22 protein-coding genes and 1 pseudogene are annotated in these 24,423 nt (G+C 53.3%); 13 read left to right on the forward strand and 10 right to left on the reverse strand.

The window, feature by feature from the left end; all coding sequences use genetic code 11:
- Window positions 1-215: hypothetical protein (locus HNR55_RS16800; protein ID WP_221441741.1), on the forward strand; the 215-nt coding region annotated here is incomplete at its 5' end.
- A 229-nt stretch (window positions 216-444) separates the two neighbouring features.
- On the opposite strand, the gene HNR55_RS14370 is transcribed toward HNR55_RS16800, so the two are convergent.
- Window positions 445-1,806 (reverse strand): hypothetical protein, encoded by a 1,362-nt coding sequence (locus HNR55_RS14370; protein WP_166116496.1) that lies wholly within the window; start codon window positions 1,804-1,806, stop codon window positions 445-447.
- 495 nt (window positions 1,807-2,301) lie between these two features.
- Here HNR55_RS14370 and HNR55_RS14375 point away from each other — a divergent pair, with 495 nt between their 5' ends.
- The gene (locus HNR55_RS14375) at window positions 2,302-2,544 is read left to right on the forward strand and encodes a hypothetical protein (RefSeq protein ID WP_166116494.1); all 243 of its coding nucleotides are present in this window, start codon (window positions 2,302-2,304) and stop codon (window positions 2,542-2,544) included.
- A 195-nt stretch (window positions 2,545-2,739) separates the two neighbouring features.
- Here HNR55_RS14375 and HNR55_RS14380 read toward each other — a convergent pair whose 3' ends face one another.
- The gene (locus HNR55_RS14380) at window positions 2,740-4,206 is read right to left on the reverse strand and encodes a purine-cytosine permease family protein (RefSeq protein ID WP_242005622.1); all 1,467 of its coding nucleotides are present in this window, start codon (window positions 4,204-4,206) and stop codon (window positions 2,740-2,742) included.
- Window positions 4,207-4,346: 140 nt separating this feature from the next.
- Between HNR55_RS14380 and urtA the strand changes: the two genes are divergently transcribed.
- Genes urtA through urtE form a run of 5 tightly spaced genes read left to right on the forward strand, consistent with a single transcriptional unit; the run spans window position 4,347 to window position 9,882 of the window.
- Entirely contained in the window at window positions 4,347-5,687 is a 1,341-nt protein-coding gene (gene urtA / locus HNR55_RS14385; RefSeq protein ID WP_166116492.1) for an urea ABC transporter substrate-binding protein, read from the forward strand.
- Window positions 5,680-7,278, forward strand: coding sequence for an urea ABC transporter permease subunit UrtB (gene urtB / locus HNR55_RS14390; protein WP_166116490.1), 1,599 nt, complete (start codon window positions 5,680-5,682; stop codon window positions 7,276-7,278). Before urtA ends, urtB begins: the two co-directional genes overlap by 8 nt.
- Complete coding sequence (urtC, locus tag HNR55_RS14395) at window positions 7,275-8,414, forward strand: urea ABC transporter permease subunit UrtC (RefSeq protein ID WP_166116488.1); 1,140 nt, start codon at window positions 7,275-7,277, stop codon at window positions 8,412-8,414. The genes urtB and urtC overlap by 4 nt, the downstream gene beginning before the upstream one ends.
- On the forward strand, window positions 8,411-9,151 hold the full coding sequence (gene urtD / locus HNR55_RS14400) for an urea ABC transporter ATP-binding protein UrtD (protein ID WP_166116486.1): 741 nt from the start codon (window positions 8,411-8,413) through the stop codon (window positions 9,149-9,151). The genes urtC and urtD overlap by 4 nt, the downstream gene beginning before the upstream one ends.
- 35 nt (window positions 9,152-9,186) lie before the next feature.
- Window positions 9,187-9,882 carry an urea ABC transporter ATP-binding subunit UrtE gene (gene urtE / locus HNR55_RS14405; protein ID WP_166116484.1) on the forward strand — a complete coding sequence of 232 codons (696 nt, stop codon included), beginning with the start codon at window positions 9,187-9,189 and terminating at the stop codon, window positions 9,880-9,882.
- 125 nt (window positions 9,883-10,007) lie between these two features.
- On the opposite strand, the gene HNR55_RS14410 is transcribed toward urtE, so the two are convergent.
- Complete coding sequence (locus HNR55_RS14410; RefSeq protein WP_166116482.1) at window positions 10,008-10,817, reverse strand: AraC family transcriptional regulator; 810 nt, start codon at window positions 10,815-10,817, stop codon at window positions 10,008-10,010.
- Between the two features lie 88 nt (window positions 10,818-10,905).
- Between HNR55_RS14410 and HNR55_RS14415 the strand changes: the two genes are divergently transcribed.
- Window positions 10,906-11,697 (forward strand): class I SAM-dependent methyltransferase, encoded by a 792-nt coding sequence (locus HNR55_RS14415; protein ID WP_184382747.1) that lies wholly within the window; start codon window positions 10,906-10,908, stop codon window positions 11,695-11,697.
- Window positions 11,698-11,842: 145 nt separating this feature from the next.
- On the opposite strand, the gene HNR55_RS14420 is transcribed toward HNR55_RS14415, so the two are convergent.
- A complete protein-coding gene (locus tag HNR55_RS14420; protein ID WP_166116480.1) occupies window positions 11,843-12,184 on the reverse strand; it encodes a hypothetical protein in 342 nt (113 codons plus the stop codon).
- A 67-nt stretch (window positions 12,185-12,251) separates the two neighbouring features.
- The gene (locus HNR55_RS14425) at window positions 12,252-13,466 is read right to left on the reverse strand and encodes an FAD-dependent monooxygenase (RefSeq protein WP_166116478.1); all 1,215 of its coding nucleotides are present in this window, start codon (window positions 13,464-13,466) and stop codon (window positions 12,252-12,254) included.
- A gap of 89 nt (window positions 13,467-13,555) precedes the next feature.
- On the opposite strand from HNR55_RS14425, the gene HNR55_RS14430 reads away from it, so the two are divergent.
- The gene (locus HNR55_RS14430; protein WP_166116477.1) at window positions 13,556-14,149 is read left to right on the forward strand and encodes a TetR/AcrR family transcriptional regulator; all 594 of its coding nucleotides are present in this window, start codon (window positions 13,556-13,558) and stop codon (window positions 14,147-14,149) included.
- Between the two features lie 107 nt (window positions 14,150-14,256).
- On the opposite strand, the gene HNR55_RS14435 is transcribed toward HNR55_RS14430, so the two are convergent.
- Together HNR55_RS14435 and HNR55_RS14440 are read right to left on the reverse strand one after the other, a co-directional pair.
- Window positions 14,257-14,649, reverse strand: coding sequence for a Rossmann-fold NAD(P)-binding domain-containing protein (locus HNR55_RS14435; RefSeq protein ID WP_166116475.1), 393 nt, complete (start codon window positions 14,647-14,649; stop codon window positions 14,257-14,259).
- Between the two features lie 60 nt (window positions 14,650-14,709).
- Window positions 14,710-15,837: an FAD-dependent oxidoreductase gene (locus tag HNR55_RS14440; protein WP_166116473.1), complete on the reverse strand. Its 1,128-nt coding sequence runs from the start codon at window positions 15,835-15,837 to the stop codon at window positions 14,710-14,712.
- Between the two features lie 41 nt (window positions 15,838-15,878).
- On the opposite strand from HNR55_RS14440, the gene HNR55_RS14445 reads away from it, so the two are divergent.
- On the forward strand, window positions 15,879-16,328 hold the full coding sequence (locus HNR55_RS14445) for a MarR family winged helix-turn-helix transcriptional regulator (RefSeq protein WP_166116472.1): 450 nt from the start codon (window positions 15,879-15,881) through the stop codon (window positions 16,326-16,328).
- Window positions 16,329-16,337: 9 nt separating this feature from the next.
- Here HNR55_RS14445 and HNR55_RS14450 read toward each other — a convergent pair whose 3' ends face one another.
- Together HNR55_RS14450 and HNR55_RS14455 are read right to left on the reverse strand one after the other, a co-directional pair.
- Window positions 16,338-17,591 (reverse strand): arsenic transporter, encoded by a 1,254-nt coding sequence (locus HNR55_RS14450; RefSeq protein WP_166116470.1) that lies wholly within the window; start codon window positions 17,589-17,591, stop codon window positions 16,338-16,340.
- Window positions 17,588-18,847: an MFS transporter gene (locus tag HNR55_RS14455; RefSeq protein WP_166116468.1), complete on the reverse strand. Its 1,260-nt coding sequence runs from the start codon at window positions 18,845-18,847 to the stop codon at window positions 17,588-17,590. Before HNR55_RS14455 ends, HNR55_RS14450 begins: the two co-directional genes overlap by 4 nt.
- A gap of 526 nt (window positions 18,848-19,373) precedes the next feature.
- Here HNR55_RS14455 and HNR55_RS14460 point away from each other — a divergent pair.
- Window positions 19,374-21,428 (forward strand): annotated as a pseudogene (locus HNR55_RS14460) (TonB-dependent receptor); the annotation flags it as partial.
- A gap of 196 nt (window positions 21,429-21,624) precedes the next feature.
- Here HNR55_RS14460 and HNR55_RS14465 read toward each other — a convergent pair.
- Window positions 21,625-22,173 carry a hypothetical protein gene (locus tag HNR55_RS14465; RefSeq protein WP_166116465.1) on the reverse strand — a complete coding sequence of 183 codons (549 nt, stop codon included), beginning with the start codon at window positions 22,171-22,173 and terminating at the stop codon, window positions 21,625-21,627.
- 636 nt (window positions 22,174-22,809) lie between these two features.
- On the opposite strand from HNR55_RS14465, the gene HNR55_RS14470 reads away from it, so the two are divergent.
- Together HNR55_RS14470 and HNR55_RS14475 are read left to right on the forward strand one after the other, a co-directional pair.
- Complete coding sequence (locus HNR55_RS14470; RefSeq protein ID WP_166116463.1) at window positions 22,810-23,439, forward strand: Crp/Fnr family transcriptional regulator; 630 nt, start codon at window positions 22,810-22,812, stop codon at window positions 23,437-23,439.
- A 378-nt stretch (window positions 23,440-23,817) separates the two neighbouring features.
- Entirely contained in the window at window positions 23,818-24,411 is a 594-nt protein-coding gene (locus tag HNR55_RS14475; RefSeq protein WP_198911929.1) for an invasion associated locus B family protein, read from the forward strand.
- Window positions 24,412-24,423: the final 12 nt, after the last annotated feature.

The raw sequence follows: 24,423 nt of genomic DNA on the forward strand, positions 1-24,423 counted from the left end.
AGAAAAAGAAAAAAAAAGAAGGATGGGTGGATTTCATAATCCATAGTTATCCGTCCACACCTGTCTCACGTCAAAAACAAAACCAGAACCTTACAAAGTCCCTGATTTTTTCATTCTGTAATAACCCGGATGGGAAAGCATCAGACATGCTGTTCCAATGCGAAATAAGCCACACACAGACACGAAACAGGAATGAAGGGTATAATCTTCCCTGAAAGGGGAAAAATCGCATCCACGGGTCAATTATGGAGATTTACAGATGGGTATGGAATGAACCGAATGCAGGGAATTCCACGAAACAGAAAAACGGGTCTGATTAATCTGAAAGTGATAGGGAAAAAGAAAAGAACCAAAAGAAAAAGAAAAAAAAAGAAGGATGGGTGGATTTCATAATCCATAGTTATCCGTCCACACCTGTCTCACGTCAAAAACAAAACCAGAACCTTACAAAGCTCCCGATTTTTTCATTCTGTAATAAGTCGCTCTGGAAATGTTCAGGGCTTCCCATGGTTTGGAAACTGACAGATTATTTTCCGCAAGCCATGCTTCTCGGCTTTGTCCCTGACTGGTTGGTCTTTCTACATTTCCCTGTTCATGACGTTTTATGCGTTTTCTGAGCAATCTTTCCTCATGGTCAATGAGGACACTCAGATGTTTCATTTCCTCGCGGGTAATGCCTAATTTCTGAATAATGGTCTTTGTGCCAGTCGTGTAGCCCTTATGTCGCTTTTTGGCTGAATAGTCCTGACCGGCTTTCTTGTAGAGGGTCTGCATGGCATTGTGCATATGTTTGGCAAGATATCCCTCATCAATCACACCTTCAGCCCATTGTTCCAGATTGGAGGGAAGATTGTCAGGGTTGGATATCTGCGCCAGAAGAATACCAGCTTCATGGCAGAAAATATCACATTCCCCTTTTCTGACTGGCCCCTTGTAGCGCATGAAACCAAGCGTTTTCAGGTCATACAATCCTTTCTTGGCCCATGAGGCCCATCCCTTGAAACCCTGGGCTCCACGTTCATCGGGAACAAGTTCATTGGTTTTCCTGCGAGCCAGATATTCAACCCTGGCTTTTTCACGTCTCTCCTGCCTGGCTATCTTCTGCTTTTTGTAATCCTCGTATTTCTTTGGAAGAACCATGTCGCACAGGGTCGAGAAGTCATAGAACTGACCTCTGTAATCAAGGAACTCGCATCGATGACGCCTTGGATGCTGAGAGTTCACACTCCCAGGAAGACGAAAGACACGTGAAAAATCATAGGTCGCCTGGTCTGCTCCCCATGGGATGAATTTTTTTAACAGTTCTCTGTGGGTAGCCTGAAAACGTCCCTTGCATCGTGCTGGAACAGGACATTCAAACGTATAATGCAGATAAATGCCCCTGCCGGAACTGAGGATATTGGAAGGACGGGGAATTTTGTTGTCATCGCAGAACTTGAGCAGGATTTCATAATTTTCCCCAAGCTCGTGATATTGAATGGTGGGGTTGGTTTCATATTTGTAGCAATCAAGGTCTATGCAGATATGGTCAAAAACCGCGACAAACTCACCCCTGCGACTGCATTTGTAAAACCAGTTCATGGAGATATAGGAATCTTCAATGTCCTGGGCCATGTCAAAAACGGTTTCGTATTCCGAGATATGGTAAGGTTTATCCCACCATGTTCTGCCTTTTGCATCAGGTTGTTTTAATTTCTGACCAATGATGAAAAACAGATTTGGATTGTAAGTCATGAACCTTTTCATCCTCCAATCGTATGGATATCTGTCGAGTGCTACTTCAGGTTTTTTAAATGCTAATCCCATAAAATTCTTCTCCTTTAATCAGGATGAAGAAAAAATTACGAGAACTACATTTTTTACTTGACTAATTCATTTAAATACTACATAATCAAAATCATAAAACGTGGTAGTTTTTGTTTCTCGGTGGTTTCGTCTCCATCGCATTTGTTAAAGTCAGATGTTTCTCGCATCTGGCTTTTTCATTATTAAAGCATGAAACGTTAATTTATGCAAGTAAAATATAATCTGTATTTGTAAATCACATAAAACCTTCTCAAGATTTGTATGTTTGTTATCCAATTTCTGATAAACATATTTTTGGACATTCTTTGTCAAACTGCTTGTTGAGCCATTCCGTGCAATAGCCAGTCTTCCTTGCCTGTTTCCCTGTCATACTGGTTGGACAAATCTGTTTAACAGGGAAGCAAACATATGGAAGACACTACGAAAACATGGGGTATCAGGGGGATTTCTGCTGATGTCCGGCAAGCTGTGATTACACAGAGCCAGAAGCAGGGCATGAAAACCGGAGAATGGCTGACAGTGGCTATTCTGGAAAAAATCAGACAGGACAGAAACACAGGGAAAGCCCTGGTGGCTACCAATGGGAAACCTGCTGTCAGTGCAGAGGATGCCTCTGCTGTTCTGGCTTTGCTGGAACGTCTTCAGGGTATGGGAATTGAACCTCCTGACAGAATGAAGAAGCAGGCAACTACGTTGGTCAGGAAGTGCATGACATCAGCCAAGAGAGGAAACGTCTGACAAAAAATTTTTGGACGCGATTTAATGGTTTCCTGTCCTATTGGTTCATCATCCATGAGAAAATTAAAGATGAGCAGGTTATGCACCTACACAGATTTTTTAAGCCTTAAGCTTTGCCAATCAAAAACACATGTGCTACATATGTGTAACACAGTGACTAAAAAACAAGATTTTGTGATTTTTTGTTTATAAAAATCAATATGTTGTAGCATTTGGTAAAAAAGCTCCCGTAAGCCACGCCAGAACAGGTGCGGTAAGACAGGCCGTGAAGAGTGTCAGGAAGGGTGCGTAAGCCGCGGCCAGCCCGCCCAGAAATCCACAGTAAGCAAGAATGCCCAGACAGGCGGAAATAGCCCAGGCTCCAAGTCCCACACAGTTGAAATCTGGCAGTAATGCGCGTTTGAATTCGACAGATGGCGGGCGCAGACCAAGAGGTCGGCACAGGATAATATCGCCTAGAATGGCGCCTATCCACGCACAGGCCAGTACACCATATACGATAATGCCGGATTCAATGGTACTGACCAGTCCGGCTTCCATCAGCAAAAAGGAAATGGTGACGTTGAAAATAACGTAAAATACGCGTCCCGGATGGGTATGCGTCAAGCGTGAAAAGAAATTTGACCAGGCAAGGGAGCCTGCATAGGCATTTGTGATGTTCACCTTGATTTGCGCCAGAGCCACCAGAGCCACCGTCAGTAAAACGGCAAGGGGGGCGGACGTAAAAGTACGCCATGCATAATAATACATAAGCCCCGGCTGCTCGGCCTGTGTTGCGGAAAATCCGGACTGAAGCAGGAGCCACGCCAGAAACGAGCCAGCGAGAAGTTTAAAGGCATCCAGAATAACCCAGCCGGGACCGCCCAGAACAAGGGCGATCCACCATTGTTTCCGGTTGTGTGGCGTGGGGCTTGGTAAAAAACGTAAAAAGTCGATCTGCTCAGCGCTTTGGCAGATCAGCACAATAATGAGCGACGCGGCTGATCCTATGGCAATGGGGTTGAGATGGTCGGTTTGGCCCAGCAGGCCGCCAAACTGTGTCCATGTGGCAAGCTGTGGGTATTGTGCACCAATCAGCACTGCAAGAGGGATGAAATTGAGTGCGAACCAGATGGGCTGAGTGGCTATCTGGAAGCGGGCAATAAAGGTAATGCCCCACATGACCAGCGGAATGACCACAACGGCGCAGAGCAGGTAAGCCAGCCAGAGGGGAACGCCCAGAAGACTGCGTAAGGTACCTGCCAGTATGGCGGCCTCCAGCCCGAAGAAAATAAAGGTAAAGCTTGCGTACAGCAGCGATGTAATGGTGGAGCCGATATAGCCAAAACCACAGCCGCGTGTCAGCAGATCAATGTCCAGTCCGGCGCGGGCGGCCGACACGCAGAGCGGCAGGCTGACGCAGAAAATGACAAGGGTTACAAAAGCAATGGCGGCGGCCGTATTGGCAAAACCGAACGCCAGGGTCAGCGTGCCGCCCATAGCCTCAAGAGCCAGAAAAGAAATGGAGCCGAGTGCTGTCAGGGCGGCGCGCATGGGGGTGGCTGTACGCGCGCAGTGGGCGGTAAAGCGCAGGGCGTAATCTTCAAACGTCTGGTTGGCGGCCCATCGGCTATAGGCGCGGCGGGGGCGTACTATACGCAAATGGCGTATGGAATGCGGCACAATCACTGATTCCCATGATGGCGGGTACGCGGAGCATAGTTTTGTTACGCTTTGTAAGGATAGCCCATACGCAGGAATGCGTATGGGAAGATAGCCTGTCACGGATGACAATAGGCGTAGCAGCAAAAGGATCGTTGACCATGCCCGTCACCATGCCAAATCTTTCCCGTCGTAATTTTGGCCGTCTGGCTCTTGCCTCCTCCGCCGCCGCGTTGAGTGGTGCTCTGGGTGCTGGTTATGCACGTGCTGCCACTCCCAAAGGGGAACCGATCAAGGTTGGTATTCTGCATTCGCTCTCTGGCACCATGGCCATTAGCGAGACGACCTTGAAAGACGTGATGCTGATGCTGATTGCCGAGCAGAACAGCAAAGGTGGCCTGCTGGGCCGTCCGCTTGAGGCTGTTGTGGTAGACCCTGCATCCAACTGGCCACTTTTCGCGGAAAAAGCCCGCCAGCTTCTGTCGGTTGATAAAGCCTCGGCCGTGTTTGGGTGCTGGACCAGTGTGTCCCGCAAATCTGTTCTGCCGGTCTTTGAGGAACTGAACGGTATTCTGTTCTATCCGGTGCAGTATGAAGGGCAGGAATGCAGCCGGAATATTTTCTATACGGGTGCCGCACCCAACCAGCAGGCTATTCCTGCGGTTGATTATCTGCTGAGCGAGGCGGGGGGTGGAGCAAAACGCTTTGCGCTGGTGGGCACAGATTACATTTACCCGCGTACGACCAACCAGATTCTTGTCAACTATCTGAAATCCAAAGGGATTGCTGACGAAGATATTATGGTGAACTACACGCCGTTTGGTCAGTCCGACTGGCAGACCATTGTCTCCCAGCTCAAGGCCTTTGGGTCTGGTGGTAAAAAAACGGCTGTTGTGTCCACCATTAATGGTGATGCGAACGTACCGTTCTATAAAGAACTCGGCAATCAGGGTATTTCCGCAACCGATATTCCAGTCATGGCCTTCAGCGTAGGGGAAGAGGAACTGGCCGGGATGGATACCAAGCCACTCGTTGGCCAGCTCGCAGCCTGGAACTATTTTGAAAGCATCGAGACGCCAGCCAATACGGCGTTCATCAAGGAGTGGCACGCTTATACCAAGCAGCCCAAACGCACGACCAACGACCCCATGGAAGCCCACTATATCGGCTTTAACATGTGGGTGCAGGCGGTGACCAAAGCCGGTACAACCGACCATGACAAGGTGATTGATGCCATGATTGGCATCCGTCAGCCCAATCTGACAGGTGGTATCGCGGAAATGCTGCCCGACCACCACCTGACCAAGCCGGTGTTTATTGGTGAAATTCAGGACGATGGCCAGTTTTCTGTCGTCTGGAAAACTCCGGCACTGGTGCCCGGTCAGGCGTGGTCTCCCTGGGTGGCGCAGACAAAGGACCTGATAGGGGACTGGCGTAAGCCTATTGCGTGCGGCAACTACAATACTGTGACCAAAACCTGCCTAAGCCGTAAGCATGCGTAAGCTGGGTCTGGCCTGCCTGCTCGCGGCCCTGTGTCTGGGCGGCGGGCTGGGGGAGGCATCCGCGCAGGCAGATGACTTCTCCGGTCTGGCTGGCCCGCAATTTGAAGAAATGTCTGCCAGCATTACCGCGCTTGCGGCTCATGGCGGTCCGCAGGGGGATGCAGCATTGCAGGCTCTGGAGGACCGCCACCTTTTTTCTGGCGCTGATGGGGCTCTGTTCATCCATGATGGTGCGGTATGCCAGAACGCCCGCACGGGTGAGGCAGCATCATGCCCCGAAGATTTAAAGCCTGTCAGGCTGAATAACCGTATTCGTACAGTTTTAGCCGGTGCGCATGCGCTCAGGGAGTTAAGCTCTGCGGAGCCGGATGTGCGTCTTAAGGCGGCGCAGGCATTGTATGCCCGTCATGACATGACAATGCTGCCTGCTCTGGAACAGGCCATGAGTACGGAAAAAGTGCCCCGCGTGCATGAAAAACTGATGCAGGCCCATGCAGCAACGGTTCTGGCGCAGGCCCCAGCCGAAGGCACACAGGCAACCCGCCTGAAGGCTGTTGGGTATCTGGCGGAAGTCGGTGGACTGGAGGCGCGTGGTCTACTGGCCAATGTTGCGGCCTCCGCCGTGGAAGCGCCGGAGGTGCGCCATGCAGCACAGCGTGCCGTATCCCGTATTGACTGGCACCTGCGTGTCTGGAGCGTGCTGCAAAATGCGTTCTATGGCCTGAGCTACGGGTCTGTGCTGCTGCTGGCGGCAACAGGGCTTGCCATTACCTTCGGGGTTATGGGCGTGATCAACATGGCGCATGGCGAAATGATGATGATTGGCGCCTATGTAACATGGCTGGTGCAGCAGGGTATCAGAATGACGGTGCCTGCGCTGGAACCCATTGCCATCCTCATAGCTATTCCCGTGGCTTTTGTTGTGTGTGGTGGCATCGGGGTTGTGATCGAGCGTAGCCTGATCCGCTTCCTGTACGGTCGCCCACTTGAAACGCTTCTGGCAACGTGGGGGCTCTCTCTGGTTTTACAGCAGGTTATCCGCTCCGTTTTTGGGCCAACCAACATTGCGGTGCAAACACCTGCCTGGCTTTCAGGCTCCCTGATGGTGGGGGGGCTGGATATAACGTTGAACCGTCTGGCAATTCTGGTGTTTGCCGGGCTCGTGCTGGCGGGACTTATGTTTGTGCTCCGCCGCACCACATTGGGTTTGCAGATGCGTGCGGTGACACAAAACCGGCGCATGGCCGCCCTTATGGGTATCCGCACCCCCAAAGTTGACGCTTTAGCCTTCGGTCTGGGGGCCGGGCTGGCCGGGTTGGCCGGTGTGGCTGTCAGTCAGATTGATAATGTCAGCCCCAATCTGGGTCAGTCCTACATTATCGATAGCTTCATGGTGGTGGTCTTCGGCGGTGTCGGCAACCTGTGGGGCACACTGGCGGCGGCCATGGCACTTGGTATGGGTGGCAAGGTGCTGGAGCCAACCATTGGCGCCGTGTCTGCCAAAATTGCCATTCTTGTGCTGGTCATTGTCTACATACAGAGGCACCCGCGAGGTATGTTTCCTGTGCGTGGCCGGGGGATCGAATCATGAATGCTTTCTCCGGCCAGTCTGTAAGGTCTTTCAAAAGCGTTGTCTGGACAGCAGGTCTGGTGCTGGGGCTTGCCGTTGTTCTGGCGGTGGCCAGCCTGCTGCCAGAAAATAGTCCCTTCCATGTGTCTGCCTTTGCGGTCTCTCTGGCGGGCAAGTATCTGGCTTATGCCATGCTGGCTCTTTCGGTCGATCTGGTCTGGGGGTTTGCAGGGATTCTGACTCTGGGGCATGCCGCCTTTTTTGGTCTGGGCGGCTACGCGATGGGTATGTATCTGATGCGTGAAATTGGCGCGCGAGGGGCCTATGGTGATGCCAGCCTGCCTGACTTCATGGTCTTTCTATCATGGAAGCGCCTCCCATGGTACTGGTGGGGCACAGACCATTTTGCGTGGGCCATGCTTCTGGTTCTGGTCGTGCCTGCACTTCTGGCCGGAATTTTTGGCTGGCTTGCATTTCGGTCCCGCGTGTCCGGGGTATATCTTTCCATTATTACGCAGGCCCTTACCTATGCGCTTATGCTGGCTTTTTTCCAGAATGGGTTTGGATTTGGCGGGAATAATGGTCTGACAGATTTTAAGGATATTCTGGGCGCGGATCTGCACAGACCTGCGACACGCGCGGTTCTGCTGGTCGTGACAGGTGGAGCACTTGCTGCGGGTCTGCTGGCCTCCCGGTTTATCGTGGGGAGCCGATTTGGGAATCTTCTTGTTGCGGTAAGAGATTCTGAAAACAGGACGCGCTTTCTGGGTTATAGGCCAGACCAGGTTAAACTTCTGGTATGGGTTTTTTCCGCCATGTTGGCGGCTATCGGAGGGGCACTGTACGTCATTCAGGTTGGGATTATTAACCCGGGTGAATTTGCTCCGGCCAATTCCATTGAAGCGGTTATCTGGGTGGCTGTTGGTGGCCGTGGTACGTTAAGCGGTGCCGTGCTGGGAGCCATTCTGGTCAATTTTGGTAAAACGCTGTTTACCGCATGGCTGCCGGAATTCTGGCTCTACGGGCTTGGATTGCTCTTTATTGGCACAACACTTTTCCTGCCCAGTGGTCTGATGGGCCTATGGCGGCCAGTCAGGGCAGCCCCCCCGGAAGAGATTACACCGGAGGTGAGCGCACCAGAAGGAGAGCACTCATGACAGATGCTCTATTGCTTGATGTGCGGAATGTCAGTGTAAGCTTTGATGGGTTCCGTGCCATTAATGCCTTGAGTCTGGCTCTCAAAGCAGGAGAAATGCGTGCGATTGTCGGGCCGAACGGTGCCGGTAAAACCACCATGATGGACATTATTACCGGCAAAACACGGCCAGATAGCGGAACGGTGACGTTTAAGGGGCATGACCTGACACGGCTGGATGAGCCGGTCATTGCGCGTCTGGGTATTGGCCGTAAGTTCCAGAAACCAACCGTGTTTGAAGCTTTGACTGTTACTGAAAATCTTCTGCTTTCCCTTAAAGGGATTCGTTCGCCTTTTTCTGTGTTGTTTGCGCGGGAAAGTGTTCAGGAGCGCCAGCGTCTGGCTGAGTTGTTAAGCCTGATTCGTCTGGAAAACATGGCTGATTTTCGGGCTGGAGACATGAGCCATGGGCAGAAGCAATGGCTGGAAATCGGGATGCTGATGGGGCAGGAGCCTGACCTGCTGCTGGTTGATGAGCCGGTTGCTGGCATGACTGATGCGGAAACCATGGCGACAGCTGATCTTCTGCGTGAAATTAACAAGACCCGCAGTGTAGTGGTGGTTGAGCACGATATGGACTTTGTGCGCGCATTGGACGTGCCGGTGACGGTGCTGCATGAAGGCTCAGTGCTGGCGGAAGGCACACTGGACGAGGTGAGCGCAGATCCACGCGTGATTGAAGTCTATCTTGGGCGTTAAAGTCTATCATGCTGGCAGAAAAAAGGGGCGTTTGCATGCTCAGGGTTAAGGACGTGCATCTCCATTATGGCGCAGCGATTGCTCTGCGTGGGGTTTCGCTTGAGGTCAGGCAAGGTGAGGTGACGTGTCTGCTGGGCCGGAACGGGGTTGGTAAAACCAGCCTGATCCGTGCCGTTACGGGTATGCATACCGTCAGTGATGGCCGCATTGAGTGGGAGGGGGAGGATATTACCAGACTGCCCGCCTATGATCGTGCGAAACGGGGCATTGCCACAGTTCCTCAGGGCCGCGACATTTTTCCGCTTTTGAGTGTAAGGGAAAATCTGGAAACGGGCTTTGGTCTGCTGCCCCGCGGCCGACGCAAAGTTCCGGATGAGATTTTTGATCTTTTTCCCGTTCTGGCAAAAATGCTTGACCGGCGCGGGGGAGATTTATCCGGCGGCCAGCAGCAGCAACTGGCTATTGCCCGTGCGCTGGTGATCGGTCCGCGCCTGCTGGTGCTGGATGAACCGACCGAAGGTATCCAGCCCAGTATCATCAAAGATATTGGCAACATTATTGCGATGTTACGCGATAAAGGCGATATGGCCATTTTGCTGGTGGAGCAGTATTTTGATTTTGCTTTTGAACTGGCAGACCGCATTGCCGTGCTGGATCGTGGGCGGGTTGTGTTGAGCGGGCAGGCATGTGATTTCGTGGCAGAGGATGTGCGTTCGCATATTGCCATCTGATGTGGTCCTGACCGGGCAACAGACGTTCTGCAGCGAAGTCTCCTGTGTTTTTACAGTGAACCAGACGTTATTTTGCACTCAGGAAGCAGACAGACGGCAGTCGCCCCCCTGCCAGTCGTGCCGCGTTACATCTGCAGGTTCCGAAAGCGGACCGGGGATACGCCCATCAGTTTTGCAAAAGCTTTTGCAAATGCACTCAGCGATGCATAACCGACGTCAACGGCTACCTCTGTTACACGCCGTCCCTCGGCAAGCTGGTTTGCTGCGTGGAAGAGACGGGCCTGTGTCATCCAGTCCTGCCATGTCATTCCGGTTTCTTCATGGAAATGGCGGCGGAAGCTGCGCTCCGACATTCCGGCATGGTGCAGCGCCAGAGGCAGGTTTGCCTGACCGGGGCTGGCAAGGGCTGCTTCCATGGCGCGCATGATGGACGGATGGGTCGCACGGGGGAGCGTGAAAAGCCGGTCTGGTTTTGCCTGCATCTGTTCCATGCACAGCATGCTCAGGGTCTGGTAAAAACTCCGGGCAATAAGGGTATGCTCTACTGATCCAGGCTGCCAGCGCAGGGTGTGGAGCAGCATTTCCTGCACCATTGTTGTTATGGGAAATGTCTGGATATGCTCTGTGTGGTCATGCGGGAAACATGCCGGATCAAAATAGATGGAAACCCCGTCCAGATTACGGATCATGGTCCGATGGCGTGTTTCTGCCGGGATCCATATGGCATGCGCCGTGGGCAGCAGATGATGGCCGTCCGGACCTTCGATCAGTGTTGTGCCGCGTCTTGCGTATGTGATCTGGTGGCACGGATGGGCGTGCCAGTCATAAAAGATGGCGGAAGACGGATTGCGGAATGCAAAGCCGGGTTTTCCCGGACCATCCAGTCTGTTCTCGACGAGGACGCTTTGTGTTTCTCTGGCTGTCAGGCTTTTCATTGGCCGATATCCGTTCATCTATGGCCGGATGGCGTTAGACGGCCAACCATCCTTTTCTTATCCTGAAACGCCAAGGAAAGGAATAAAGATGTCTGTTTCTCGCACACCTCATGACACCCGGATTGTGGAGCAGTTTACACGCTGGGCGAAGCCATTTGCCGAGTTGGCTATCCACGCGGAAGCGGAAAGCATGGCACAGACACTGGCCGCCTGCGCAGTGACCGCAGATATGACGGTGCTTGATGTTGCTTGCGGTCCGGGGATTATTGCGTGTGAACTGGCTCGTACGGGTGCGCAGGTTACGGGCATCGACCTGACACCCGCCATGATCCAGCAGGCACGGCTGCGCGCGGACAGTATGCATGTGAGTGTAGCGTACCACGTTGGCAATGCGCTGCATTTACCATTTCAGGCGGATAGCTTCGACCGGGTTGTGACACGATACAGCTTTCACCACATGCAGGACCCCGGGCAGGTTCTGGCGGAAATGGTACGTGTCTGCCGTCCCGGTGGCCGGATTATTGTGATAGATGCCACCCCGGCTCCTGAATGTCAGGAAGGGTATGATCGGGCGGAAACACTCCGTGATCCCTCGCATACAAGTGCTCTGACACTGCCGCAGTTAGTGTCCTTGGGGGCCGAGGTGGGGCTGTCGCCTGTCGAGATGCACCAGTATCGCCTTGAGTCCCGTCTTCAGGATCAGGTCGCCCCGGAGGACTGGAACGCCTTGCAGACTCTGTTTGCAGAGGACATTGCAGGCGGTCAGGATTGTCTGGGTATGGGGGCATGGGAAGATGCAGATGGGATCCATTTCTATTTTCCCATCTCCATCGTGGTATGGAGCAAAAGCACGCACGAAAAAGCAATCGCTGGCGCGTGAGTGACTACCTTGTCCGTCATCAGGCGCTCCTGTTGCCTTGTGGTATCATCCCCCTCGCTCGTGAAGAGGGGGGCATCATCATTCTTTCTACCTGCAACGATCAGGGTGAAACCAGTTTTCCGCGCAACCGTTCAGTCTTTTTCAGTCACCGGTCTGTTTCAACAAGGGCCTGCTGCAGATTGAAATCCGCGCAGATAACTTCGATGATGTCACCACTTTGCATTTCGACTTGTAGGCGTAATTCCTCCTCGAGGGCACAAGTTGTAATTTCGTTGACCGATACGCTTGGGCCCCACGGATGGAGCCTGGGGCATTCCAGATTTCTGACTCTCTGTGCAGTCAAAATGACAGGCCCTTCCCCGGTAACAAGATGGAAAGATAACAGACCTGACTGCCAGTCCAGTGTTAATCGGGTTAAACGCGCATCATGCAAAGCCCTTAACGTCATATTCATTCCCAATGAGCAAATGCGTTTCGAACCTTTCATAGCATTTTCCATGCAAGTACAGCACATTCAATCAGTGGTTCTGCGCTTTCTTCAGGTGGACACTTCGTTAACCGATCGGATAATCCGGTAAGCTGATTGCACAATGCGCAGCAGAACGCGTGTCATCAAAGAGCATCTCAGGACCGTTGCGTGCGATTTCAGCCAGCAGGTGGTCACGCATGTCGATATCGGCCTGAGTGCGTGGCAGGAAAAATGCTCCCCGTCCATCGGTCGCCAGTGCCTGATTTGCTTCAACAAACGGCCGTAGGTTACGCTCATACGCCTCCAGTCCCGCTGCCGTATTTTCGTGGGAAGCAAGCTCTCCAGCAAGAACATAGGCTCCGACAAGAGCAAGGCTGGTTCCCTGCCCGGACCGGAAAGAAGGTGCGAAAGCCGCATCCCCCAGCAAGACCACTGATCCTTTTGACCAATGCGGCATCCGGATTTGGCTGACACTGTCAAAATAAAGGTCGTCAGCCGCTGCCATCGCCACCAGCAGACGCGGAACCTCCCAGCGCATATCCGCGTAAGCCGTGCGTATTAAGTTCAGTTGCGCCCGGACATCACGAGGGGCTCCCTGATCTGTCACGAAGGTCAGAAATCCGAACATCCTCTGGCTGTTCTGAACAGCAAACAACCCAGCCACACGTCCTGGTTCTGCATGGAAAATGCCGCCATGCGAAAGGCCCCGATCGTTTTGTAAGGAAAAAATTGCAAAATCGCACCCGAGATCACGACGGAACTGATCCTCCGCCCCGAATACAAGACGGCGTGTGCGTGAATGAAGTCCATCTGCTCCTACAACAATGTCGTAACGTTCGCTGATGCCACTGGTGAAACGAATATGCACACCCAGACCATCGTCGTGGAGCGTCTCTATTGAATCATTGAAGCGATACCGGACAGTTTCTGTGCGGGACGCATCGTAAAGCAATGTCGCCAGAGTTCCGCGAGGCAACTCGACGTCGCGTTCATTGCTGCCAACCGCGTCGTAAACAGGCACAGCGCCGATCTCGTTGCCATCTCCATCTACAAATGTCATCAGGCGCGTGTTGATATGTGCTGCACGGACCTGTGGCAATAATCCCATGCGTTCGACAACATCAATCGCGGCACCGCGAATATCGATCGGGTAGCCTCCGGTACGAATGGTGGAAGCATGCTCCACGACCGTGACGTCAAATCCATAGTGAGCAAGCCAGAATGCAAGTGCTGGCCCGGCAATACTGGCCCCCGAAATCAGGACACGCCGGTTTTGGGTTGGAAACTTTCTTTTGCTCATGTTATCCCCCGCATATTAGATTCGTCACGTATCTTATAGGTCGTCAGCAGAAAAGCAATAAGATTCATAATGTATCTTAAGGAGGTGTCATGCGCGTTCGAGGGCGAGTAAGGCGGCGCGGAGCCGTGTTGGAAGACGCAATACTGGAAGCGGTCTGGGCTGAACTGTCAGAAAGTGGTTATGCCGGTCTTACAATGGAAAACGTTGCACGCCGGGCGGGGACCAGCCGCACCGTGCTCCACAGACGCTGGCCTAGCCGCACGGCGCTTGCGACAGCCGCACTGGCGCAACGGTTTGCAAACGATACGACCATCATTCCTGACATGGGAAATCTCCGCGACGAACTCTGCCTTCTTCTTCGCCATATGTCCGATCGGGCCAGCAGTGGAGACCTTCAGCTGTTTTTCGATATGCAAAAGGATCTGGTGGCAGAGCGTTCGAGTTTTGCGGAACTACGGAACAGCATTGTCGCGGGCAATCAGTATCGCGCTGTTCTGGCACGGGCGATCGAACGGGGAGAAATCGACGCAAGCAGGCTTACCCCCCGCATTGCATCGCTTCCGCTGGACCTTGTGCGCCATGACCTGATGATGACCTTTAGACCCCTTACGGAGAACGCGATCCACGAAATCGTCGACGGTATTTTTCTACCACTGGTTGGCCTCAGATCACGAAATCTGTGATTACAGTGTAATGAAAAGAACCTATTGCTACAGACCCTGCCATCCATAAACAGACTTATGGCGACGCACATACGAATACGACTATGGGGGTAAGACAGAGGAGCTCTTTACGTGTAATCTGGAAACATGAAGTCTTCACCGATTTTCCTCTCGCGCTTGGCTGCTCCCTGCCTGAAGTGTTTCTGGACGGAGTCGCCTGCAAGAATTTTCCGGATCACGTCTGTCAGCGCGATTGCCGTTCGGCTCCGGGCATGAAGAAGACGGACAAAAAGGGGATTCATGCGGTTTTGCGAGGATTGCGCATAAGGCCGAACGAGGCGCTCATAAGCCGTGAATGCCTCCGTATAATGTGTGTTTCGTTTGATTTCACCAGCAAGCACATAAGCGCCGACCAGAGCCAGAGCCGTTCCTTCGCCTGTGAAGGCGGTTGGACAATAGGCGGCATCGCCTAACAGGACAAAGCGCCCATGCGACCAGCGCGACACTTTGACCTGACTCATCGGCCCGAAATAGAAGTCATGAACCGTCTCCAGTTCTGCGCTGATGCGGTCTGCGCTCTGTCATGCATGCACGCGAGTACGATAGTGCTCAAGAACATGCTCTACTCCTGTAGATGAGAAAACGCTTTTTAAGCCCTGTGCAGCGCCTTCAGCGGCTACAGCCGCGCGTGCACACAGGGTGCGTTCATGCTGGCTAACCAACGACCAGTCATGAGTCGCAGTCAGAGCTTCCGCCAGTTCAACCGCATCAGCGAGTGCAAGATTGACCCCCTCGCCCGAGAATGGAGACATAAGATGCGCTGCATCACCCAGAAGGGTCAGACCCCTCTGACTTTTCCACGAATGCCTCACGGGTAAGGCGTAAAGCGGCCTTACACCTATAAAGTCTCCTGTTTCAATCACATTCCGCAATTCTGGTGCCCATTCGGCAAACGCGTCTTGCAATGTTTGCCGTACGCTTTCACCGGGCCAGCTTCCCCACTCTCTGGCCAAACTCTCTGTCAACCTGATGCCAGCATACCCACGAATATGGCCATAACCGTTTTTTTGCGTAATGAGCGCACGGTTATCGCCCACCGCGAGCATCTTGCCGTTACCAGTCAGTTGACTGATCCGAGGATGACGGTTCACATCGAACCCCAGTTCAACCAGCGTAACACCTTCATAAAACGGCACGGCATCGCTTAGCAGAGGTCGAACACAGGACCACGCACCATCTGCGCCGATGACGACATCAAACTGTTCGGACCACCCGTGACCATACACCATGAAACCACTTTTTTCACGGGCAATCCGGGTTATGCGCTGCCCCCAGCGAACAGTCCCCGGCGTGAGGGAATTCAACAGGATCTGGCGCAGCACGGATCGATCAATTTCCGGTCGGTCATCCGCAGGCTCATTGCGATCAAACAGGAGCATGCCCTTGGCGTTGTAAAGGCGGTCTCCCTGATCTTCCGGCCGGGCTGCCGCAGTAAATGCCTCTCGCAGACCGGCCCATTCCATCGCGCGCTGGCCAGTCTGGCCATGCATATCGAGAGACCCCCCCTGAGGGCGTTCCTGTGCATGCTGATCCCGCTCCAGCACGACGGGACATTTGCCATGACGTTGCAGCAGCCGGGCAAGCATCAAACCGCCCGGGCCACCCCCTACAATTGCAATCCGCTCCATTGCCATATCCTTGTGCACCATGTACATAGGTCCCTATATACCTAAACATAGGAGCCTATGCAATGGATAGCCCTGATGACTGGGATCCTCTTCGTCACCCTGGCCATTATTTCAGCCGGATCGCCCGTGGGCTGACGCGGGTGGGTGACGTACGATTGCGGCATCTGGGGTTTGCGACAGCCCAACTTCCGGTTCTGACGGCCCTCAAGGACGGAGCAGGGTTATCGCAAAAGGAGTTGGCAAAATGGGCGAAGGTGGAACAGCCGACCATGGCCCAGATGCTGTCCCGTATGGAGCGGGATGGGCTGGTGCAGCGCGTGCCAGACCCTCAGGACAAACGTTCAAGCCTGATTTCATTGACAGATGCGACACTGGAAAAACTTCCGGCAGGGCGCGCAATTCTCCGCCAGGGCAATGCTGAAATGACAAAAGGCCTGAGCGAAAAGGAAGTGGAGATGCTCGTTTCGCTCCTTAGGCGCGTGCTTGAAAACGTTGAGTCTATGGAACCGTGAAAAAGACTCTCATTCCATCAGCAGTCGTGCACCAAGGGCTGCAAACAGTGCTACAGGCATGGCTATGGCGCCAATTCTGAGAAATTGCATAAACCCGACATCTTCACTGCCCCGACGGATCACCTGAAGCCACAGAATTGTGGCCAGTGACCCTGTGACTGACAGATTGGGGCCGAGGTCCACACCGATCAGGAGCGTGTCAACCACAAGGCGTGGCGGATGAGCCTGCGCCACTGCCTCACTGGCAATAAGTCCGGCGGGTAGGTTGTTCATGATGTTTGAAACAAAGGCCAGCAGAGTGCCAGAACCAAAAGCGGCCGAGACAGGGTTGGACTGGGCCGCACTCCGGAGCATCCGGGCGAGTGCTCCGATCAGTCCCGTGCTGTCGATGGCCTGCACCAGCACGAACAACCCCGCCACAAGTGGCAGAACGCCCCACGCAATCTTCCGTATCAACAGGAGTGGTGAGCGTCGTGCCAGCGCGGAGACACCCAGAGCCGTTACAACACCGGCAAGTGCCGTGGGGAGCCCGAGGGGTCGATCGAAAGCAGAAATCGTAACAAGCAGGATTGCTGTCAGCACAATCCCGGCGAGTGCTGCCCTGCCTCCCGTGGTCAGGCGTATGGGCTCAACCTGATACGCACAGTTTTTCCTGAGATGGTCCCGTTCAACAAGACGGAGGACCAGATAGGTCATCACGATCGCCATGACCGACGGAAGTGCGAATGAGACCATCCACGATCCCAGAGCCGGAAGCGCCCCGTCGTACAGAACCAGATTAGCCGGATTGGAAACCGGCAGAACAAAACTGGCGGCATTGGCGATAAGCGCACATGCGAACAGCAGAGGAAGGGGGTCCGCTTCTGCTTTGGTCGCCACGGCCAGAACCGCAGGTGTCAGTACAACAGCCGTTGCGTCATTGGACATGAATGTCGTCACCACGACACCCGCCAGATAGACCAGCGTGAACAGTCTTGTCGTTGAACCCGCAGCATGGTTGACAGCCCAGGTCGCTATCCAGTCGAACAGACCATTCGCCTGTGCTGTCTCACTGAGCAGCATCATGCCGGTCAGGAAGAGATAGACATCTCCTCCCTTCAGAATCCCCGCTCCCGCCATGGAAACGGGAATTAACCCGGTCACGACAAGAAGGACTGCTCCTGTCACGGCCCACACCCACTCAGCAACCCGGAATGGCCGGATGATAACCCCGGCGGTCGTCAGCACCGCAATCGCCCAGATTGCTTCATGATGGACCATCATGCTGTTACACGGTCCGCAGAACGCATGACCGGCGCCGCGTAGACCCACAGTCCCAGCGACAGGATGGCAAAACAGCCCAGAGTGTAAAATGCCGTGGAATACCCCATATCCTCGGCAAGCCATCCCCCCAGAGCGGGTGAAAGGCTTGCCCCAATACCTTGTGCAGTCATGACAACACCCTGCCCCACATTGATCCGTCCCGTGCCGTTAAGAAGCCGCGCCACCAGACCGGGGACAGCAACACTCTGAAGTCCAGCCCCTATACCGTCCAGAAACTGTACTGGCCATACGCCCCAATGCTGGATGAATGTCCCCGCGATCAGGCCACGCAGCGGCAGGGCGGCAAACGAGATCAGTAATACAACCCAGTACCCACGGCTTGCCACGAAGCGCATGGCCAGAAGACTGACGCCGATCATCACGGCCTGCGCCACCATGACTGTCATCGCGGTGAACATCGCGGGATTCCCTTTCCCGGCACTGACCACCGCCATACCATAAAGCGGCAGCATCGCAGCATTGCCGAGATGAAAGAAACACAGGCAGACTGCAAGTATCAGAAGAGGCCTGTGCCGGAGAAATGAGCGTAGTCCTTCAGCCTTCCCGGTGGCGTACCTGTCTGCCTCTTCCAGCCCGCGGGCCGCCTGATGGTCAATGGATTTTTCGGGTATCATGAGCACGGCCGCAATGGCGAGCAGTCCGAACACGACTTCAAGGAAGAAAATCGCTGACAGGCCAAACCGCCACCCGAGCCAGACGGACAGCCCGGCTCCAACCATATTCCCTGCGTGGTTCCAGGCCTGATTACGGCCGATCTGTGCGTTAAAACCTTTCTGACGCACGATCCCGAGTGTCATTCCGGCCATCAGCGGACCGATTCCCGCCCCTGCCAGAGCCGTGGCAAGCTGGCTGATGGTCACGACAACAGCCGATTGTGAACGCAGTAACAGCAACGAGGCGGAAATGGTGCATAACGCTGCGACAATGACGAGCAGGCGTTTTTTTGTCGTCTGGTCAATAAGAGCACCGGCGGGAATGGTGGCGATCATTCCGGCAATGCCACCAGCCGTCATGACAGATCCGATCGGTCCCGTCTGCCAGCCATGACGCTGAAGAAACACACCCAGAAAAGGACCAATACCGGCCTGTACGTCAGCCATGAAAAAGTTCAGGGCGCATAATGAACATAATGCGCGGTCTGACAGAATGCCGTGCGGCTTTCCTGTTTTCACACCAGCACCACAAACGTGCACCATTGGGCATCTTCTCCAGATCGCCAGACCTTACGGCACAGGGTGCCCAAGTTACAGGAGCCTTATAAGCAGATGAGCAGGGCGTTGTAACAGATAGGCTGGGCACTCCTGAACCGTAGCGTATAGCAGTATACGCATTCTTGCCTGTTTTAATTCAGACCCCTGCTTTCAGGGCGCGCCGGGCACGTCCTGTTGTTGATGATATCGTCCTTATTGGTGTCTCTGGAACAGGTCGGGTGTTAAATGATATTGACAATCATTCTTAATTGTAGGAAGGGTCGCAAAATTTCCTATCGTGAGTTCTCCTATCATGCGTTTCCGTGCTGTTTGTCTGAACACATTATGCGTGTCCACGTTGCTGTCGGGAACTGGACCTTCATGGCTTCTTACTCTTGGTTCTGCCCGTGCAGAGACAGGCTTATCCGGGCATGAAGCTGCATTTCACGATACTGGGCAACAGGGACAGAAGAAGAAGTCCAGTACCCAGCCGCATGTTCCGGAAGGGGCGGGGGTAGCGGTCAATACTGGTAAGGAAGAAGACCTGGTTGTTAAAGCATCACGCAACAACCGGATGTATGTCTCAAGTGGTGGGGATCTTGGAGCGCTTGGGTATAAGAAAGGTCTTGATGTACCTTTCAATATCCGTAGCTATAATGCCAGCCTTATCTTGAATCAGCAGTCACAGACGTTAGGCGATGTTCTGCTCAATGATCCAACTGTCAGAACAACGACAGGGTACGGGAATTATGCCCAGCTTTTCCAGATACGCGGTTTTACCCTGTATGGTGATGATATCGCAATTGATGGTCTGTATGGCGTAACGCCCAGACAACTTGTTTCGCCCCAGCTTTATGATTCAGTACAGGTGCTCAATGGCGCAAGCGCTTTTCTGAATGGTGCGGCACCGGGTGGCTCTGCCATTGGCGGGAATGTCAATCTTGTCTCCAAGCGGGCAACGATAACGGATATAACCCGTGTTACGGGGGATTATACAAGCAGTTCCCAAGGGGGTGGGGCTGTTGATATCAGTCGCAGGTTTGGCAAGGACCGAGCTTACGGCTTTCGTTTTAACGCGGCCGGTATGGATGGTGAAACACCAATTCATGGCGAACGTCGGGCAGATATCGCCCTGGGCGGTGCGTTTGATTGGCATAACGACGATACCCGTATCAACATGAACATGAATTACCAGAAACAGCAGGTTTTTGGTGGACGTAGCGCCATTATCGTGTCCAGTCTTGCCTCGGGTATGCCAGCACCTTTGCCGCCCTCACCATCGCAAAACTGGGGGCAGCGCTGGGCCTATACGGACCTGTCTTACCTTTTCGGCACCATGGGTATCGAGCATGATTTTGGAAAGCATGTTACAGCCTACGGAAAGTTTGGGGCGCAGAGTGGAAACGAAATGGGTAATTACGCCACCACGACCCTGACGGATGCTCATACAGGAAATGGTCGTGTAGGCGCTATGGCCACAGCCTATAATGTCATGAACGAAGCGACACAGGCTGGTGTGCGCGCCCATGTGAACACGGGCTTTATCAGGCATGAAATCAATGCCGGTGGGTCTGCAATCTGGGAGGAATCCGATGCAGCCTATGCCATGAGTTTGGTCGGGATGTCCGGAAACATCTATCAACCAACACAGTTTACCCCAAACGAAACGTATGCCCGCGGTAACATGCGTGATCCGGGTCGTGTCTCATGGAACAAGCTGTATAGTCTGTTTCTGTCAGATACAATGACCTTCTGGCATGACCGCATCTCTCTGACAGGCGGGTTCCGTTATCAGGATATCCTTTCCAATTCCTATGCCTATGGCAGCGGTCAAATGCAGACACACTATGATTCCTCTGCATTTTCTCCTGTTATCGGTCTTGTGGTTCATCCGATCAAACACGCGGCCGTGTATTTTAATCGTATTCAGGGGCTCTCGGCAGGTTCTGTGGTGGGCTCCAGTTACGTCAATGCCGGTCAGGTTTTTGCACCGTATGAAAGCACACAGTATGAGGTGGGGGCCAAATACGATATTGGTCGTTTTTCAGCGGGCGTCGCATTTTACCAGACTTCCATGCCGTATGGGATAGTTGAAGCTTATGGTAATACCGGTCAGTTACTCTATACCCAGAATGGGAAGCAGAAAAACCGTGGTATGGAATTGACGTTTAATGGCGAAATCCTGCGTGGATTGCGTTTTAATGGCGGGTTGACTCTTATTGATGCCAAGCAGGTACGCGCCGGGAATGAAAATAACAACGGTAAAACAGTTATCGGCATTCCCAATTATACCATTAATGGCAACCTCGAATACGATGTGCCTTTCATCAAGGGGTTGACACTGGTTGGGCGTGTGATCAGTACGGGCAAGCAGCAGTTCAATAATGCCAACAGTGCACATTTATCTGCATGGTCACGGTTTGATCTTGGTGCGCGTTATACGTTTCTGGTGCGTGGCAAGGCGCTTACCACGCGGTTTGAGGTCGATAACGTCGGGAACCAGCGTTACTGGGCTTCGGTCTATCAGAGCAATCTTATCATGGGTGACCCTGAAACCTATAAGTTTTCGGTCACGGCTGACTTCTAGAACAGGGCGTTTCGTCCGTGTCTTTCATGGGGTGAGGGCCTTCGGGTCTTCACACTATTCTGAGACGTTTCCGAGGTGGCCATACCGCTATCACTTCCTGCCTCGTTTCTCTATGCTGGCGGGCGTTGGCGCGGTGCTCTGTTGCGATCCTGATCGCGTGGCTGTTCCGCGCCTTGCCGTCAGGCGGTCATCAACGTCATTGATGAGTGAGCATGGCGTCTTCCTTGTGGTCATGTGCCTGTGCTTCTAACCAGGCATGAATGGCCTGTACAAGTTCCGGACGTGCGGTCGTGTAAACAATTCTTCCTCCCGCCGGGAGTTCCACATAGACCACGTGTATGGAAGGTGCTCCAGTGGCCATTTCCTTCAGGCCGGGCATCGAAGCTCCATGAATGCGCGCAGGTGTGGCATAATCGCCCTGGGCGCGCCGTTGGGCCTCCGTTTTCAGATGTTGCCGGATCAGCATGATCTGTCGGGCGTTTCCGTCGGTGGAGATCACATCCTGCTCTCCGCCGTCAGGGAGAGGCGTAAAGATGTGCAGGGAGTGAATCAGGTCAAATGGCATGACCGATGCTCCCATGTGGTGCTGCATCATCTGGGCATGCATGGCGCTATGATCTTCATCCGCCATCATGGGCATCTGCGACGTCGTCTGAGCTTCGGCAATTGGCGGGAGGAAAAAAGAACCCGCCGTGATGGCCAGAGTGGCCACGAGAGCCAAAGGGCTGCCAACCTGTGCTGACATCATTCTATCCTTCGAGAATAAGCTCAAGTGTATTGGACTATATGTATGGTTGTAACTGGGGCGTAAAAATTTCGAGTTCGGAACGCCGTCTGCATGATCACTGTTAGGTAAGGTCTCGCCCGGCAATCATGGGGGAACTCTCTCCGGTCAGGCGTCCGTGTGTTTTGTATCATATAAAAACACGTTATGTGCAAGGCAAAAATCACGATCCATACAGACTGTAGAATCTCTTCGGGGGATTCAGGGCAAATGCTGTGGATGTTGCGGGCTGATGCAATGCCGGGCTCATGCTCTCCATGGTTTTATCTGTAGCGTACGCAAGCAGTGTGGCAGAACCTGCTGTGCGTCCTGCGGTATGAGAACAAAGGCGTTGGCTTAACAAGAGACAGGTGCAGGTGTTTCTCCGGCTGGGAGGTCCCTGTCTGGAATGCAGGCAACGTGGAAGAGACTTTACAGCAGGCATCTCCGAATGCATGAGGCCGGGCGATCTGGCATTGTATTTTTCGGGCGTTGACGTAAAGCAGCCCAAGCATCAGGCCACTACGGGGGTAAGAAGCGTCTGGAAGTATTTATTCCAGTCGGTCGATAAAATTGATGTCGCGTCGCGGCCTCAGTGAACGTTGGAGATCATGCGGCATGAGCATCGGTGAATACCTTCCCCCAGAGATCAAAAAAGCCAGTGTTGTCAGTAAGTTACAGCGTGGTGATTTTCTGTTCCAGCGCAACACGCCCGCCATCGGGGTTTATGAAGTGCTCGAAGGGCGCGTCAGCATGAGTAGGCTTGATCCGGTTGGTCGCGATGTCATTCTCTTCGTAGCCACACCGGGTGAGACGTTGGCGGAAGCGACAATTTTTGGTGGAAATTATCACTGTAACGCCGTTGCGCTCACACAGGCCACCGTCAGGCTGTATCCCCAGCCGCTCCTGCTTCAGGAATATGAGCAGAATCAGAAGTTTGCGATTGCCTATACCAGAATGTTGGCACGTCAGCTGGTGAATGCCCGTGCGCGGATAGAACAGCGGAATATGCAATCCGCGCGTGATCGTCTGAGGCATTTTCTTTCATTGAACATGGACCCCGAACGGTTGAGCGTTAAGGTCACAGGCACACTCAAGGAACTGGCTGGCGAACTCGGGCTTACTCATGAGTCGCTTTATCGCGCCTTGGCCCGTATGGAAGAAGAGGGCGAAATTTACCGTCAGAATAATGAGATAATGGTCAGGCCACCGGCAGGAATGTCGTCAGGATCGAAGGAAGAATATTAAAAAACCGTTTGTTTTCTGGTGGGTATGAGGCCGCCTGCCCAGCAGGCACAGGGGTTTGGATAAAGTCCGTAACGATGGTTCCGGGCAATTAAATTAAAATTATTTAATAATTATGCCGATATGACGGCCGTCATAAGCGATTCGGGCACTTATATGCTACGTCCATATATAGGGTAATATAGACACCGGAGGGCCTGTGTGCCCGCTTGGGATTGGATGATGAACATGTTGAACTGTGGAAGAAAACGTTGCGATTATTCAGTTCGATTCCGGTACGTTCTGTAATCGATACAACGGTTCCCCGACCTGTTCTGCGGGACTATGCGCTTACCTGAGCATAGTCGGTACTGAATGCCAGTTTTTTGCGGAGACGTGGCCATGACTATATTTGCACGTATATTGACACATACCGCGGATTTCCTGCGCCATTCTGGCTGGACCGGGATGTTCCTGCGGAATGCTCCTGTTTTCGCGTTATGCCTTGTGGCTCACAGCGCATGGGCAGCCCCTGTATCACAGTCGGCGGAGGCTCCTTCTTCCCTGTCCGAGACCTATCAGGACTGGCAGGTATCATGCGTTCAGCCATCCGGGCAAAACGCCAGACATTGTAATGTGAGCCAGCAGCAGATGGATAACAAGAGCAGGCAGCGTGTTCTGGCCATTGAGCTGTCTCCGGTGGGGGACAAGGCCAGCGGTGTCCTGCTTATGCCTTTTGGTCTTGCTCTTGAAAAAGGCGTGCAGATCAAAGCGGATAATACAAATCTGGACATGTCCTTGCAGTACAGGACCTGTCTGCCACAGGGCTGTATTGCCCCCGTTGTTTTTGATGCAGGCACGCTCATCGCGCTGCGCAAGGTCCCGAGCCTGAAAATTATCGCCCATGCTGCTGACGGCAGCCAGAATCCCATTTTTTCAGTATCACTCAAGGGTTTTGGCGTAGCACTCGACCGTGCCAGTTCCCTCATCCGTTAACCCCGTTTTTCC

Source organism: Acetobacter lovaniensis, from assembly GCF_014207635.1.
Taxonomy (GTDB): Bacteria; Pseudomonadota; Alphaproteobacteria; order Acetobacterales; family Acetobacteraceae; genus Acetobacter; species Acetobacter lovaniensis.